17 protein-coding genes are annotated in these 15,526 nt (G+C 34.9%); all 17 read left to right on the top strand.

Annotated elements, in window-relative coordinates; genetic code table 11:
* The first annotated feature begins 102 nt into the window (after nt 1-102).
* The gene (locus tag KTF99_RS09415; protein WP_227154608.1) at nt 103-2,400 is read left to right on the top strand and encodes an ATP-binding protein; all 2,298 of its coding nucleotides are present in this window, start codon (nt 103-105) and stop codon (nt 2,398-2,400) included.
* A complete protein-coding gene (locus KTF99_RS09410; RefSeq protein ID WP_227154609.1) occupies nt 2,393-4,462 on the top strand; it encodes a hypothetical protein in 2,070 nt (689 codons plus the stop codon). The genes KTF99_RS09415 and KTF99_RS09410 overlap by 8 nt, the downstream gene beginning before the upstream one ends.
* Complete coding sequence (locus KTF99_RS09405) at nt 4,452-5,474, top strand: glucosaminidase domain-containing protein (RefSeq protein WP_029481015.1); 1,023 nt, start codon at nt 4,452-4,454, stop codon at nt 5,472-5,474. Before KTF99_RS09410 ends, KTF99_RS09405 begins: the two co-directional genes overlap by 11 nt.
* Nucleotides 5,474-5,959 carry a hypothetical protein gene (locus tag KTF99_RS09400; RefSeq protein WP_227154610.1) on the top strand — a complete coding sequence of 162 codons (486 nt, stop codon included), beginning with the start codon at nt 5,474-5,476 and terminating at the stop codon, nt 5,957-5,959. Before KTF99_RS09405 ends, KTF99_RS09400 begins: the two co-directional genes overlap by 1 nt.
* Before the next feature lie 617 nt (nt 5,960-6,576).
* Nucleotides 6,577-6,810, top strand: coding sequence for a hypothetical protein (locus KTF99_RS09395; RefSeq protein WP_009301131.1), 234 nt, complete (start codon nt 6,577-6,579; stop codon nt 6,808-6,810).
* Between the two features lie 5 nt (nt 6,811-6,815).
* Nucleotides 6,816-7,046: a hypothetical protein gene (locus KTF99_RS09390; RefSeq protein WP_009301130.1), complete on the top strand. Its 231-nt coding sequence runs from the start codon at nt 6,816-6,818 to the stop codon at nt 7,044-7,046.
* Entirely contained in the window at nt 7,034-7,330 is a 297-nt protein-coding gene (locus tag KTF99_RS09385) for a DUF6036 family nucleotidyltransferase (RefSeq protein ID WP_147322428.1), read from the top strand. Before KTF99_RS09390 ends, KTF99_RS09385 begins: the two co-directional genes overlap by 13 nt.
* A 242-nt stretch (nt 7,331-7,572) precedes the next feature.
* Nucleotides 7,573-8,208: a hypothetical protein gene (locus KTF99_RS09380; protein WP_009301128.1), complete on the top strand. Its 636-nt coding sequence runs from the start codon at nt 7,573-7,575 to the stop codon at nt 8,206-8,208.
* Nucleotides 8,209-8,346: 138 nt separating this feature from the next.
* The gene (locus KTF99_RS09375) at nt 8,347-8,643 is read left to right on the top strand and encodes a hypothetical protein (RefSeq protein ID WP_254210127.1); all 297 of its coding nucleotides are present in this window, start codon (nt 8,347-8,349) and stop codon (nt 8,641-8,643) included.
* 801 nt (nt 8,644-9,444) lie between these two features.
* Nucleotides 9,445-11,646, top strand: coding sequence for a helicase HerA domain-containing protein (locus tag KTF99_RS09370; protein ID WP_029480999.1), 2,202 nt, complete (start codon nt 9,445-9,447; stop codon nt 11,644-11,646).
* Nucleotides 11,634-12,065: a hypothetical protein gene (locus tag KTF99_RS09365; RefSeq protein WP_009301125.1), complete on the top strand. Its 432-nt coding sequence runs from the start codon at nt 11,634-11,636 to the stop codon at nt 12,063-12,065. The genes KTF99_RS09370 and KTF99_RS09365 overlap by 13 nt, the downstream gene beginning before the upstream one ends.
* A gap of 19 nt (nt 12,066-12,084) precedes the next feature.
* Entirely contained in the window at nt 12,085-12,933 is an 849-nt protein-coding gene (locus KTF99_RS09360; protein WP_009301124.1) for a replication-relaxation family protein, read from the top strand.
* A 78-nt stretch (nt 12,934-13,011) separates the two neighbouring features.
* Entirely contained in the window at nt 13,012-13,203 is a 192-nt protein-coding gene (locus KTF99_RS09355) for a type II toxin-antitoxin system HicA family toxin (RefSeq protein ID WP_008791014.1), read from the top strand.
* Between the two features lie 32 nt (nt 13,204-13,235).
* Nucleotides 13,236-13,637, top strand: a complete 402-nt coding sequence (locus KTF99_RS09350) for a type II toxin-antitoxin system HicB family antitoxin (protein ID WP_009301123.1) — start codon at nt 13,236-13,238, stop codon at nt 13,635-13,637.
* Between the two features lie 251 nt (nt 13,638-13,888).
* Nucleotides 13,889-14,080: a type II toxin-antitoxin system HicA family toxin gene (locus KTF99_RS09345; RefSeq protein WP_009301122.1), complete on the top strand. Its 192-nt coding sequence runs from the start codon at nt 13,889-13,891 to the stop codon at nt 14,078-14,080.
* 36 nt (nt 14,081-14,116) lie between these two features.
* On the top strand, nt 14,117-14,521 hold the full coding sequence (locus KTF99_RS09340; RefSeq protein WP_117562845.1) for a type II toxin-antitoxin system HicB family antitoxin: 405 nt from the start codon (nt 14,117-14,119) through the stop codon (nt 14,519-14,521).
* A 43-nt stretch (nt 14,522-14,564) separates the two neighbouring features.
* Nucleotides 14,565-15,461 carry a DNA/RNA non-specific endonuclease gene (locus tag KTF99_RS09335; protein WP_217215545.1) on the top strand — a complete coding sequence of 299 codons (897 nt, stop codon included), beginning with the start codon at nt 14,565-14,567 and terminating at the stop codon, nt 15,459-15,461.
* The last annotated feature ends 65 nt before the right edge of the window (nt 15,462-15,526 follow it).

Genomic DNA, 15,526 nt, shown 5'->3' with positions numbered 1-15,526 from the left:
AGTTATTATTACCGGATCAGGCCGATTAATTCTCTGTTTGCCTCAGAAAGCCAGTGTGCTACGTTGATCGATGACATGGTCAAGGTCATACAGGATGTCAATATGCCGGGTGGAATTATCATCAAGCCTACAAAAATAGACAATAATAAGATATATAAGGCTTATACAGATAATTTTAAAGATCACGGAAATCCGGCACTGATGCATCTGGCAAAGGATTACATTAAATCGTTAAAGGAAATTCTGTCTTCAGCAGTAAGGTACCGTTATGAAATATATTTTGTTTTCTGTGACGGCAGGGATGAAATAAAGAAGAAGATTCCCTTAAAACTTTTTCGAAGTGAAAACCGGCCTCTGTCAAAGCAGGAACTGGAGCTGTACAAAACAGTAGAAAAAGAGATCCTGAAAAAGCTCAAAAAGACAGTGCCTGCTCAAAGAATGGACAGTAATGATGTAACAGCACTCAATAATTATACTGCTGTCCCCGTTGATGAAGTAATAGCTGATTATTATGTAGAGGAAAATCCTTCTGAGATCAAATATACTTATAAACAGGCAGGATCATCAGTGTGGAAAACTCTGTACAGTCGTACACACGCAGTATCGAGTTTTCAGACGCTCAAAGCTGATAATGGCGACAGAGCTGATGATGTGATCAACAGTTTACAGCTTGAATCTTATCCGTCGGATCTTTTTATTAAGTTTGATCTTGAACAGACTTCAGAGTTCAAGAAAAATATGAAAGTTAAAAAAGAGAAAATAAAAAAGGATCAGAAGAGATATGATTCACTGGCAGATGCAAAAGACAGGGAAATGTCAAAGGCAGAGCTTATTGCAAAAGCAGGAGAAGAAGTTGATCCCGCTATTGAAGGGTCTAAGATAAAGTTTCAGATGTTTATAAGGCTCAGAGCTAATCAGATCGATATGCTTAATAAAAGAAGTGAATTTTTAAGAGCAAAGTTTGAGTCGAAAAGAATACTCCTTACAAATGAAATAGGGGCGCAGATATCTATGGCCAATAATCTTTTTCCATACAGAATCAGTTTTTCTAATTATATCAATACGACTGATCTAAGATTTTTTGCAAGATATAATTTTTTAGGAGGTCTGTATATCGGCGACGAAGAAGAAGGAATGATCATAAGCTATACGGTACCGGGAGGAATACCAATCTTTCACGATATTTCAAAACCGCTGCTTGGAAAAACAAAAACAAGTGCTCCGGCTATTGTCTTTGTCGGTGAAACTGGTGCAGGCAAGACACAGCTGGCAGATTTAGAGGCTTTCCAGAATATGATTTTCAAAGGAATGAAGGTACTGACAGTGGATCCAAAAGGGGATCGCGAGAAAAAAATCAAGCTTCTTGGCGATAACGCTGCTCACTTAAAAATCGGCTCTAAAGACTGCTCGTCCGGTATGTTTGATCCGTACCTGATGAACCAGAATGACGACAGAGAAGCACTTGGCCAGGCGATGAGAGATATAGACAGTATGCTCAATGTACTGGGACTAAGTATTGATACAAACTTCCGTGCAATAGAAAAAGCGCATTATGATATGCTTAAAGATTATGAAAACAGGATAATACACCAAAAGACACTTACATATCTTATTTCAGAAAAACTTGTCAAATATGATAAAACAACAGCTGAACAGGTTATGACACTTGCGAATGATTCGACCATGCGGCTGTTTTTTGCAACTCAGGAAAGCAGATATGACAGTGCATTCAATCTTACAAAGCCGTACAATCTTATAACCTTTGAAAAGATGCCGTCAACTGCCGGTGAAAAAATGGAAAACGATCCAAACAGGCTTGATAATGCAATCTTTGCGATGCTGTTTTCCAGAGTACAGGGGATAATTGACGGTTTTATGAAACGTTTTTCAAAACAGGAAACAATAGTTGTGTTTGATGAATATAAAGTGTATCAGAAAACCCCCGGCGGGGAAGAAGTGGTCGATAATGTAGTACGTCAGGCCAGAACACTTCAGACACATCCGTTTTTAATAACTCAGGAGCTGTCATCAATAAGTGATGCGATTTTAAATAATGTCGGTGAGATTTTTGTAGGCAGTCTGAAATCATCTAAAGAAATTGAATTTATTTTAGAGGAAATGAAATTATCAAATCATCCAGCAGTTAGAGGAGCGTTGATTGATCATACTCAGGATGAAGGGGTTACTGAGGAAAAGAAATATAATTTCTTAATGCAGGATTACAACAACCGCAAGTGTCTGACCAAAAACAAGATACCCCGGTGTTTTGCAGAGATATTCAGGACACTTAAAGATGAAGAAGAATCTAATCAGGAACAACTGGATACGGATGATAAAAATGTACCAGTCACTGGTACATTTTTAAATAAGAAAGAAACGGGAGGCCTGTATGATGATTAGAAAGTTAAATCTTAGAACGATAATACTTATTCTTGCGGTGTTTTTTACTGTCACGGCAACAGTAAATATTAAACCGGTTGTGGCAGAACCCCCAGATGAAACAACGACAGAGGAGCTTGATGAAGGGCGTGAAACAGAAAGTGACGATGTCAGGTTAAATACATCAAATTTTTATTCATCAGCGATTATGTCGATTGATACGACTACCAGGGAAAAAGAGGCAGATATGGATTATGTTAAGAATTTTTCCAACAGCATGATAACTGCTCTTTCATATGATCTGTCTTTAGTAGATCCTGATACGATCCTGATGCATGCATTAGGGATCGTTATAAATATTATTGAATCTATCGGCGGGTTAATGTCGCTGATGGTTCTAATTGCTTATAATCTTGCAAGCAGCAGTTTCTGGAAAACAACAGTAGCAACAATTTTTAATACTTTTGATAAGGCGATTTTTGACTGGTCGGATACAAGCAGCTGGTTTTATAAGATAATTGTACTCTTTGGGCTCGTCGCAGTAATAAAAAAACTGTTAGGATCTATGAAACGGGTGCTTACATATAAAACGATAATTTCCACAGTTATACAGGTGGTTGTTTCATGCATAGTGATAATTACGATTGCTCAAAGCGGAAGAAATGTAGTCAGTTATGTCGATACACTTGTGAATCAGTCTATTTCAACGAGTTTTAACCTTGTCGATGATCAGTATGAAAGTTCCGATCTGCCTGTTGAAATAAATGTAAAAAGCATGATATTTGATATACTGCAGAAGCAGGGGTTCACGCTGAGACATTTCGGGGTAACCAGTGCGGATCAGATTCCAAGTGAATATAAAGGAACATATAAAGGAAAGGACTGGACGGCAGTTAAAACCGGCGAGGAAAGGCTTCAGGATCTGCTTGACAATCCTTCTACAGAAAATGCAAGAATTGAAAGACAGAAGAACGGTAATGATCAGATCGGATACAGCGGGGCACAGTGCCTGATTATTTTAGGCGAGTCATTTATTTTTCTTGTTCACAGACTTCTTACAGCTCTGGTAATCGGAGGAGCGTGTGTGCTCCTGTTTGGTTTTTCTCTGGCCAAAGAGGTCAGTCTTAATGTTTCGGTTTACGGACTGGTATTTATGCTGTTTAAAAATGAAATGCGGGTAGCAAGTTCATGGTTTATGGCAAGGATGAAGTGGACAATCATGTTTATTTTTGTGACACTTGCCTTTAATATGTTTCTGTCATTTATGATAATATTTATTAATGGTATCGTGGCAAAGTCGCTTCTGTTTCTGCTTATTTTTGATATCGTAGCAGTGTACGCTATGTGGTATCTGCTTAATCACTGGCAGGAAATCTGGCAGAAGATAACCAATGATCTTGGCATTTCATCTGACTCGACGATTATTGATGCCGGCAAAGCTATTTTAAACGGTGACATCGCACCGGGAGATGTCTACAGCAACCATAAAGAACGGATTGCAAAAGAAAAGGCTGAAAGAGAAGCGGCGAGTGATTCAACAGATGAGGACATGGACACTTACAGTGAAGATTCAGTTTCAAGTGTAAAGGAAAATGACGAACTTGCAGATAAGGAAAGTTCAGACGATGAAAGTGATGAAGGAAATGAAGGCTCAGCTGAAGATGAGGATACTGATGTGTTTGATGTGGATAAGGAGTTTGACGGCATAGATGCTGAAAATGAAGAAGATGCTCCTGACAGTGACGAGTCATCACCTGGAAACAGGAATGAGCTGAGCGAGACTGATGATAAAAACGGTTTGAATCATGAAGGTGAAACAGATGATGAAAAAAGCTCAATCTCATCTACAGATAATAGTGATCTGAATGATTCCTGCGATAGAGAAGATGATGTTCTGGATGGTGAAAGTGATGAAGTATCCAGGGATGAGGAATATAGAAAATTACCGGAAGAAGATAGAGTGTCGAACAGTACAGATGCATCAGATGAGACTGCTGAACATGATGAAAAGGTTACAGAAGAGCAGAAAGATGAGATTGACAGTTTTTTAAATGAACTGATCGAGGAAGATGATGAAACCTAGAAAAGTGATATTCGGTATTTTTCTTGCACCTATGGTTGTGTCGGTTTTAATAGTAATTATATTTATTTTTATGCTTGTTGACGGTAATTCATCAAGCGGGAACGGAGATATTACGGTTTCAGGACTTCCTCAGTGTATTAAAGAGGAAATGGTGATTGCAAGTCTGCAGTGCCAGGAGAAATATAAGCATCCTGCATCCGTTACACTGGCGCAGATCATTCAGGAATCTACTGGAAAAAATTCGGGGCTTTCGGGTCTGGCATATACATACCATAACCTGTTTGGCATCAAGGCAGGTAAAAACTGGACTGGAAAGACATGTACACTTTTTACCAGTGAACAGAGACCGGATGGTTCGTCGTATCAGATAAGGGCAACATTTCGAGCATACGATTCATATACTGAATCGATTGAAGATCGCAGCCGACTGTTAAATTCAAGCAGCAGCTATCCGGTTGAGGGAGTAAGCGATCCTAAAGAATTTGCCAGATGTCTAAAGAAATGGGCTACTGATATAGATTATCCTGAAACTCTGATTGGCCATATGGATAAATATAATCTATATGTGTACGATAACATGTCAGTTGAAAGTTATAATCAGCAGAAGCTTTCAAGCGGAAATAAGGTCGTAGAAAAGGCAAAAGAGAAAATAGGGTGTAAATACGTCTGGGGTGCCGGACACTCAATGAACGAAATAAAAAACCCGCAGTTAAGCACGTTTGACTGTTCGAGCTTTGTATGCTGGTCGTATTATCAGGCGGGGATAGATATTGGCAACATGACAACTAAGGAACTGGTTGTTGCAGGTATCGAGATAAGTCAGTCGGAGCTCAGGCCGGGTGATATAATCCTGTTTGCAAGAAACAAGGGCGGTACAACACCTTCACATGTTTCAATATATATCGGAGAAGGGAAAATGATCCATGCACCGCGCACCGGTGATGTTGTAAAAATTGTCAACTACAGTGAACACTGGAAGGACAGAACGATATGCTTCAGGAGGCTGTATTAGTGAAGAAAGATATTGTAAAGATTATTTTAATAGTAGCCCTCATGCTGCTTCTTGTTAACTGTTTTGACAGGCCTGAGAAAAGTAAGAAAAGCAGCAGTTATAAAAATGAAGAAAGTGAGGTTTTGACTGATAATAACTATTACAGGGAACAGGAAGTGACAGAACCTATGCTTTTTGATTATGCAAATTTGAATTATCAAAGCAGTACGTATGATGAAGAAACAAATACGCTTGTTATGAAGTACGTTGAGACAAATGAAAAAGAAGAAGGCGATGATTACAGCATTCGTGCATATGAGGGCAAAAGGAAATTTAAGGCTTATATATATAAAGGCGAAACAGAATATATACAGGATGATGATCTTTATTATACAGAGTATCAGATCAGGATCGTTATTTCTGATAACACACAGTTTATACTTGAAATATCCAGAAACAATGCCTCGTATACAGTCAGGTGTACTGCAGGATCACTTGTAAACTGATATGAGAGCTAACTATGTATTCAAGAGGTTATGATTTGATGAGGACGAAAAAAATGTACCAGTGACTGGTACATTTTTTGGAAGCTGTAACAAAAGAAGAGAGTATTTGATGGAAAATAATTTTTATTTTAAGTGTACTTGATATTTATCGGGGCATATTATATAATGTGCTTAGGCAAGGATTGAGTTCAAGCCACGGCAAATAAAAAAGGAACGTTGCAGCGTTCCTTTTTTTGTGCTCAGGCTGTCATGCTATCTTCTATCAAGCCACTTGCAGATGCAATGGCAAATTACACCTGCTACGATAGAGATTAAAATTGAGTTCAATACCTCCACGGCAGTCACCTCCTTCCGGTGGTTGGAGGGATGACAGCCTGTATTATTATATCACGGCTACATTTTTTTACAAATACTGATACGGTATCTGTTTAAAAATTGTTAATTATTATAAAGGGAATGTACCAGTCACTGGTACATTTTTTATCTAATTATAATATTGTTTATAATTTAGAATAAATAGAGCTTATATTATCATAATATAGGATATGAAAAAGAAAATCCTACTTATTGAATTCATTATGTTATATGCTACAATAGCATTTGTAAGGAGTGGTAATATGAAGTATACTTTCAGAAAATTTAATATGATGTATGCGTCGCTTAAACTGGTAAAAGGAGACTACTATAGAACTAAGGAAGCACGTAAGGCGATTAAATATATCTTACTGCACCCATCTTTTTTATTCAAAAAGAAACGGGTTGAATCAAAACATGATTCGGTTTTAAAAGCTGTAAATGTTATCACAAATTATCCTTATATTGATAAATTATATTTTTCAGTAGTTAAGTAATTGGTATGAAAAATATTGATCGATTAAAAAGTAAATTAGAAATATTTGATGAAATACTGTCAGAAAGAAGAATGCATTATACAGTATATCTGTTTGGTGCAGGCTTAGGAATATACCATTTACATGAAGATTATAGAATGTCCAGTGATCTAGATTATATGTCGCAGGATGAAATAGATGATGAAGATTTAAAGATGACGCTGGAAACTTTGAAATCAGTGATATGGGTGGTATAATGCTTGTTCCTGAATTAGCTGATATTGAAATCGTAGATAGAGTTGAATATCAGTATTTAACTGTTCTAATTCCTAGTATTGAAAATTTTGCATTATCAAAACTGTTTTCGTCTAGGCCAAAGGATTATAATGATCTGGAAAATTATCCAATACTGGATATGTGTGATGTTGAGAAGTTAAAAGAAATGCTTGAGGAATACTTGCCTTATTTTGTTTTTGCAGATAATCCGAACTATAATTTTAATTATTTAGATGATCTGCTTAATAAGAGGGGGCTGGCTTAAAAATATTAATAAAGGGAAATGTACCAGTCACTGGTACTTTTTTTATTGAGACTGATTGTGTAGAAATACCGGTTTCTTTATCATATAACGCTGAAAATTCCAAGAGTAATATTATTATATTGGGACTATGATTGAATTCTTATTATATTTAGTGATAGTAATATTAACAAATGATATACTTTTAATATAAATATACTTTGTTATACTACAGATAGCACAGATGATGAAATGGAGGGGAAATTATGAAGAAGTTATTTATCAGTTATCTAGTGGCGATTTTATCAATTGGATTATTTGCTGTTTCTACAGTAAATGCTGCTAGTGATGTTTCGCAGCTGTTTAAGGAGTTCATGGATGAATGTTTCAGTGACGAGACTAACGTAACAGTATTTAAGGGAAATCAGGATGTGACCAAAGAATTTTTTGACAGGTATCGTGATATGTATTCAAATAATGAACTGCTGATTATTAGTAATGATATAGAGTATTATGGATATGATATTACTCATGAGATTGATATGCCTGTTATAAGGGCAAGTACAACCAAATCAAAAACTTTTAAATCATATGAAACTAAAACTGTTAAAGGAAATAAAAAAGAATGGACAACTATTCTTTACTGCAAGTTTACATATAATCCTGGCACTGGAAATATAACATCAATCTCAAATCCTCAGCTGAATGTAGATTTTGGCTCATGGGGTAGTGCTTTTACACCAAGATGGTTTAATGCTTCAACTGGAAAAGAAAAAGTGGGAAGGCTGTCTGTTAAGTTTACATGTGATTATGATGTTGAAGCTACATATGATCCACCATACTTGCCGGCTTCCACGTGGAATTTTGGGCATTGTTCACGTTCATATACACTTAAGGTCTAATCTATGGAAAAGTCTATTGTTACAAAGTTCTGTATAATAAATACAGTATGTTTAGTTCTGTTTCAAATGATTCATATTATAATTGAACTACTCAAAAAAAATGTTTCAAATAGTGTAGAGCTAACACAATCGCAAATCATGGAACAAATGAAGTATAGCAAGATGCAGAGTGTTTTTAGTTATCTGACGTATGCATGTATACTGTTAATTATAATAATTTTATGTGTTTCAGTAGTTCAAAAGAAATATGATAATGTTTTATTAATAAATATAGCCGGTATGTCAGTGCTGCTGTTGCTGTCTGTGGCAGCTGTATTGTTTTTAAAACTAAATGCAGGTAATGTTTTTGAAAATATTTTAGGATTAGGAATACTGGAGATATTATTTATAGTTGCTTATTTATACAGGAGGAATTTTTCAAAACAAAATAAGTGACTAAAAAGAATATGAATATCAAGAAGTTCTGAATAAAATATTATTAGATGAAAAATTAAAATGTTGCTTATTTGTTATTTGATAAGGTATATTTGACAATGAACTAAGATGAGAATAATGTCTGGGTTAAACTGGGAAAAAGGACGTTGACACGTTCTTTTTTATTTTATGACAGAACTCAATTATTGTTTTTGGATACTTTTTTTGATACGATGCAAGTTTATAAGTTGATGATTTTTATATAGTGATAAGATAGGCTGTATTTATAAAGGTGGCAGGAGTGAGGCAAAGCGCAACTATGCCATTACTATGGTATTGGTATGGTATTACTATGGTAATGGTATGGTATTGTAATGATTTTGATAATGACTGAGGCGTGAGGTTTTAACTATAATTTTTTGTCTATAGATATAAAATTATCCAGGTGATAATAAGTAATAAAGACTATGGTCTTTACTATGGTTTCGACTATGGTTAAAACTATGGGAGATATACCATAGCTCCAACCATAGTTTTTTTCGCTTGAAATCCTTGGTATATATAACTTTTTATGCTTTCGAAAATCTAAAGAATTCTCTCGATTACTATCGTTTTAACCCTTATTAAACTCTTATAGACAAAACCTTATCGGCTCAAAGCAGTAAACACCCATATTAGACCATTGATACTTTAATAAAACAATATTATCAATAAAGAAAAAATATATATTTAAAATACAAAATAAATATATTATATAAATCAGTTTTTAAAATGTACCAGTCACTGGTACATTTTTTTGAACAGAACAGGAGAGAGAAAAATATGTATTATCAAATTATTCCAAAAAGAGATTATCAGTTCAGTCTTGAAAATACGATTATGCTTTTTAAGAATATAGGATCTGCAAGAGAGAAACTTACATTAAAAAATATATTTGCAGGTGCCTTTAATTATAAATATATAATCGACTGTGATAAAGATAACAGAATCAATTTCTATTTGTGGATCAGTGATTCTGTGAATCAGGATGCAGCTGTAAATGCTGTAACTGTCTGGCTTGCTAATAAAGCTGTTGTTTTTAAATCAAATGCAGTATTGAAGGAGTACAGCGTAGTTGATACGCTGTATGATTATGAATCAGCAGGAGGGAAAAATAAAAAACTTTCTGCATTTACAAATGAAACGGTGTTCATGAATATACTGGCTATGCTTCAGCCAAGAACAAGAATAGTTATAGGGTTTAGAGTTACAGATATTTCACTAAAGGAAAAGAATAATTTCAGATTTGGAAGAGGTGGAACAGATGTAGAGATTGAAGCTCTTATTCAGGTAAGCGGCGACAGTAAATATTCGAGAACCAATGTTATGAATATTGCAGGCAGTATCTGTTCGTTGACAGCTGATGAAAGACGGCTCAGTGTCAAGTTCAAAAATAAATTTATGCCGATAAAATTGTCCGGAAGTGAGTTTGCAAATATTTTTCAGCTCCCGACATTATTTAGAAAAGATGAAGATACTGTTAAAAGAATCAATTATTTATTTCCTGGGCAGATTACCTTGAATGAAGATGAGTATAAGGAAGGTATCTATGTAGGTAAAAATTATCATCCGGTTCAAAAAGACAGAAAAGTGTTTTTGGATCTAGATCAGGCAAGAAAGCATGGTATTATATCGGGTTCAACCGGTTCAGGGAAATCATCGGAAGTTGAAGAAATGATAGATGTTTTACTTCTGAATAAATTAAAAAATCTAAATGCACCGGGATTTACTCTTTTTGATCCGCTTGAGTCCAGTGCCTTAGGTGTTATAGACAAAATTTTGAAGTTAAGAGATGATGGACATGATGTTGAACAGCTGCTGAAAAAGGTAAGATATATAGATCTGTCTATTGATAATTATATATTTCCTGTCTCGCTGCTGAATTCAAATGTATCTGATCCGACGGAAACATTAGATTTTTTCAAATCACTGTATGGTGATCAGAATACTATTCAGGTTGACCGCATGATGTCCAGTGCTTTAAAAGCTCTTTTAGAGGACAGTGAGGATCATTCTGTTTTTGATATGCAGGAGATTTTTAATACTAATGATGATACTTTCAGGCAGGAATTAATAAAGAGGCTGTCTAAAGATATCTATGCTGCAGATGAGATTAATTTCCTTAAGAATACAAGATTTAACCAGTCTGTCTCAGATCCAATTTTAAACCGGCTGGATCCTTTTAAAAATACTCGGCAGAAAAAGCTGATGTTTGGCCTTCCAAATAAATTTGACTGTGTAAAGGATATTCGAAAATGGATGGATGAAGGATATATTATTCTGTTTAATTTAAAGGGTTTGAGCAAATTTGATATTAAAGTGATCTGCGGATACCTGACAACACAGTATTATTTGACGTCGTTAGCCCGTCCCGATTTTTCTATGCTTCATCTTCTTTTTATAGATGAAGCGCATGATGTACAGATGCCCATCTTTCCCAAAATTGGAGCCAAGTCACGTAAAGGAGGACTGGGGCTGTTTTTAATTACACAGTTCATTGAACAGTTTGATCCGGATTATTTAAAACAGCTGATGGGGAATATAAACACGTTTATTTCTTTTAAACAAAAAGAAACCGCAGCGATGACTCTGCAGAGAAATATTCCTTCACAGGATGTAAGCAAAAATGACCTGATGAATCTACCGACATTTGTGGGATATTTATCAACTGAAGAAAAAGGAAAAGAACAAAGTATTCTGATTAAAGTCAAGCCTCCGTACCGTTATACTGAAGGCAGACTGGTTGATCATAAAAACATTACTGAAGTACAGGAAAACTTGAATAAGAATCGCAGGTTTGCTCATAAATTGATGGCAAGAGATTTTTTGAGCAGAGAAGAAGCTGAAAAAATAGTGTACAGAAAGCATTTTAAAAATCTGGAACTGGAAAAATACGAGAAGGAACTGCTTGATGAGGGGGATTCACTGATTCCTGCAGAAGCAAGCGATGATGTAAAAGGAGGAATGATGATGTGGGAAGATTAAATCTTGACTACATAAAGTATATACTGAAAAATAAACTGATAAAAATTATACCTTATAAGTACAGAAAACCATTTATTCTCGTTTTTGCAGTTTTGTCTTTATACGGTTATTTCAAATTTATGATTATGCTAAGTGCCAGACTTTTTGGAACACCAAGTACTTATCTGCTGATAATGCAGAATGCGGTTATGAGTGTGCTTGATATACTGGTGAGAAGTTTTGGCCAAAACGGAGCCGCTGCAATAATGGTGTTACTGGCGGGTATACTTATATACAGATATACACGGCCGGTATATAAGAAGAACGAAAATAAAAATGAATGGCATTCAAAAAGTTTATATTATGAAATAAATGCGGTGATTTCTTTACTGTATGTTGTAATTACAGTACTTGCATTTATACCGTTGTTTATAAAATGATTATGGAGGGGATAGCGTTATGGGTAATATTAACAGACCAAAATTAAATGCTGAAGATATTGAACTGATGAGAAAAATAGGAGAACACAATTTTGTAGATATGATTTACATATATAAATTTTATAAGACGGATTGTAAAAAAAGAACAGTAAATGAAAGAATCACACAACTTGCTAAGCATAGATATCTTAGTATAATAGAAACATTTATACCGCCTGAATATACCGTAAAAAAAATGAAGGGGTACAAAATAGTTTCTTTGGGTGCTAAAGGGGTCGAAATCATGAAAGATTTAGGTGCTGAAGTTGAAACTAATTTAAAGGCATTGAAAAATGCCAGCAGTTACCGCATGTATCACCAGTGTCAGGTTGCTATGGTATGTGATTCTCTGGAATATGAATTCAAGAACAGCGAAAGCAAGTTTGAAGTTGCAGAAATTTATAATGAAAAAGAAGGATTTATAAAGGGAACTGGAAATATGCCGGATGCTGTTATTCTGTTTAGACCCAAAGCAGAGTATCTGATGTCTCCGAAGGAAAGATATATAGTTGTTTTTATAGAAATCGAAAGGTCATATGCAAGCCTAAAAAGATTTAAATCAAAAATCAGATCTTATGAAAATGCAATTGCTGAAGGGACATATATAAAACATTTTGATATATCGGCTATGGCTCAGAGGGTACTTTTTGTAGCGCAGACAGACGGCCAGTTTAAAACTATCCTGGATAAAATTAATGAAGCAGGATACGATGATATAGACATCCTTGTATCTAAGTATTCGCAGACATGTAATGCTCCTGCAGATAGAATATATACAAATCCTAAAAACGGTGAAAAGTATAAGCTGTTATCAAATTTGGAGGTATAATAATATGGAAATATTTAACAACACAATTGACTACACGTATAAATACGTGTTAAAATATAAATGGTGGGAGGTATTAATATGCCTATGACACCAAAAGAAATGGTGAGACTTCTGAAGAAAAACGGTTTTGTTGAAATTAGGCAGAAAGGTTCTCATTTAATGATGATTAACTATGAAATTGGAAAACAGACTACTGTACCAATGCATAGAAAAGATTTGTCAAAAGGGACTGAGCGCGCGATTTTAAAACAAGCGGGACTATTAAAGTAGTCTCACCATAAAATAGATAAGGAGGAGTTTTAATGATAAAAGAAATTATTTATCCTGCAGTATTTGAGTTTGATGAAGAAGGTGCAATTAATATTACTTTTCCTGATCTGCCAAGTGCAATAAGTTGTGCTGATAATACCCAAGATGCATACCGTTATGCTACTGAAGTTGCTGAACTGGTTTTAGAAGATTATATAGAAGATTTATTTGAGGGAGCACCAAAGCCTTCAGAAATAAAGAATATAAATCTTGAAGAGAATCAGTGTATAGCATTAATCAAAATTGATACAGAAAAAGTTGTGAAGGAATCGTCCAGTAAAAGTGTAAAGAAAACTGTGACAATTCCCTCATGGCTTAATGAAGCTGGAATGAAAAAGAAACTTAATTTTTCTAAAATACTCCAGGATGGAATAAAAAAAGAACTTGGTATTTAGCCGATAAACTATTCTTAGATACAGTATCTAGGAATAGTTTTATTTTATTAACAGAATGATATATGCGTAAAACTGATGGATAGCAGTCTCTAAAAGTTTAAAAAGCGCTAAAAAAGAGAATATATAAATTATAATTGCATTAATAGAAAATTAAATCTTTAGATACATAGCGGTAGTGGATAAATAATAAATATTTATATTGATAACACATGTTAACACGTGTTATAATGTATATGGTGGGAGGTACTAATATGCCTATGACACCAAAAGAGATGGTGAGGCTATTAAAGAAAAACGGGTTTGTTGAAGTTGGCCAATCTGGATCGCATTTGAAGTTGATAAACCATGAGACTGGTAAACGAACCGTTGTACCTGTTCATGGAAAAGATTTGAAAAAAGGTCTGGAAAAGGCAATACTTAAGCAGGCAGGGCTATCGAAGTAGTCCTCGCCATTTAATCAGATTACAGGAGGGATGTAGATGACTTTACCAAAAAAAATAATTTATCCGGCGGTTTTTTCTTATGATGACGATGGTATTTGTGTTTATTTTCCTGATGTAGATGGATGCTACAGTCAAGGGGACTCTACAGAAGAAGCGTTGTATATGGCTAAGGATGCGTTAGAATTAGTACTGGAAGATTATATTCCTTCATTGTTCAAAGACGCTCCGAAGCCATCAGAAATTAGAAGTTTAAATCTTGATAAAAACCAGTGTGTAGCTTTAATTGAGGTTGATATAAAACAGCTGATAAAAAAGAATTCAAGCAAAACGGTTAATAAGACGGTTACACTGCCTTCGTGGCTTAATGAAGCTGGAATAAAAAAGAAACTTAATTTTTCTAAGATACTCCAGGATGGAATAAAAAAAGAACTCGGTATTTAAATGATAATGACTAGGCTAAAATAGCTGGGAGGGTACATTTCTAGTGAAAAAAGTAATACTAATAATTATTAATCTGATACTGGTTGTAATGCTGACAGGCTGTTCAACAGCTGAATCTGAGCCTGCAGGTACTAATAATACCAATGATAAGACACAGTTAATAACTGAAAATATACCAGATTACACAGATAAAATTTATGTAGAAGTTAATGGAAATAAAGCAGAATTCAGTGATGAAGATAAAAAACGAACAGATGCTTTTGAACTGTACACTGATTTAGACGAATTTGGGCGCTGCGGTGTTGCATATGCAAATATATGTAAGGAATTAATGCCTACTGAAAAGAGAGGCTCAATTGGGATGATAAAACCATCTGGATGGCAGCTTGCTAAATATGATTCGGTTGATGGAAAATATTTATACAATAGATCACACTTGATTGGATTTCAACTGGCAGGTGAAAATGCCAATGAAAAGAACCTGATCACGGGAACAAGATATTTTAATGTAGTGGGTATGCTTCCGTTTGAAAATGAAGTAGCTGAATATGTTAAAGAAACGAATAATCATGTTTTGTATAGAGTTACACCTGTTTTCAAAGATACAGAACTGGTTGCCAGAGGTGTTAAAATAGAAGCATATTCAGTTGAAGACAGTGGTGAAGGTGTAGAATTTAATGTATTTGTCTATAATGTTCAGCCTGATATTGCGATCAATTACCAGGATGGAACAAGCAGCGGAAGCGGTCAGATTGTAGACGGTGTAGTTAAAGATAAAGAGACTCATGATTCTGAAGCAGTAATAGGGAATAAAAATACTAGAGTATATCACGATAATGACTGCGGTTCTCTTCCTAAGGAGGAAAATCGTACATATTTTGGCAGTGAAAATGAAGCAGTAGATGCAGGGTATACTCCGCATAACAGTTGTATTAATTAAATATGAAAACCTTAATTTGTCAGTTAAAAGTAAATAATTAATGTTTGAGTGTGTAGTTCAGTTGA

This window comes from Erysipelatoclostridium sp. MSK.7.34 (assembly GCF_019041935.1).
Classification (GTDB): Bacteria; Bacillota_I; Bacilli_A; order Erysipelotrichales; family Coprobacillaceae; genus Thomasclavelia; species Thomasclavelia ramosa.
Note: the sequence above shows the minus strand (reverse complement) of the source record. Positions and strands in the feature narration are given on the sequence as shown.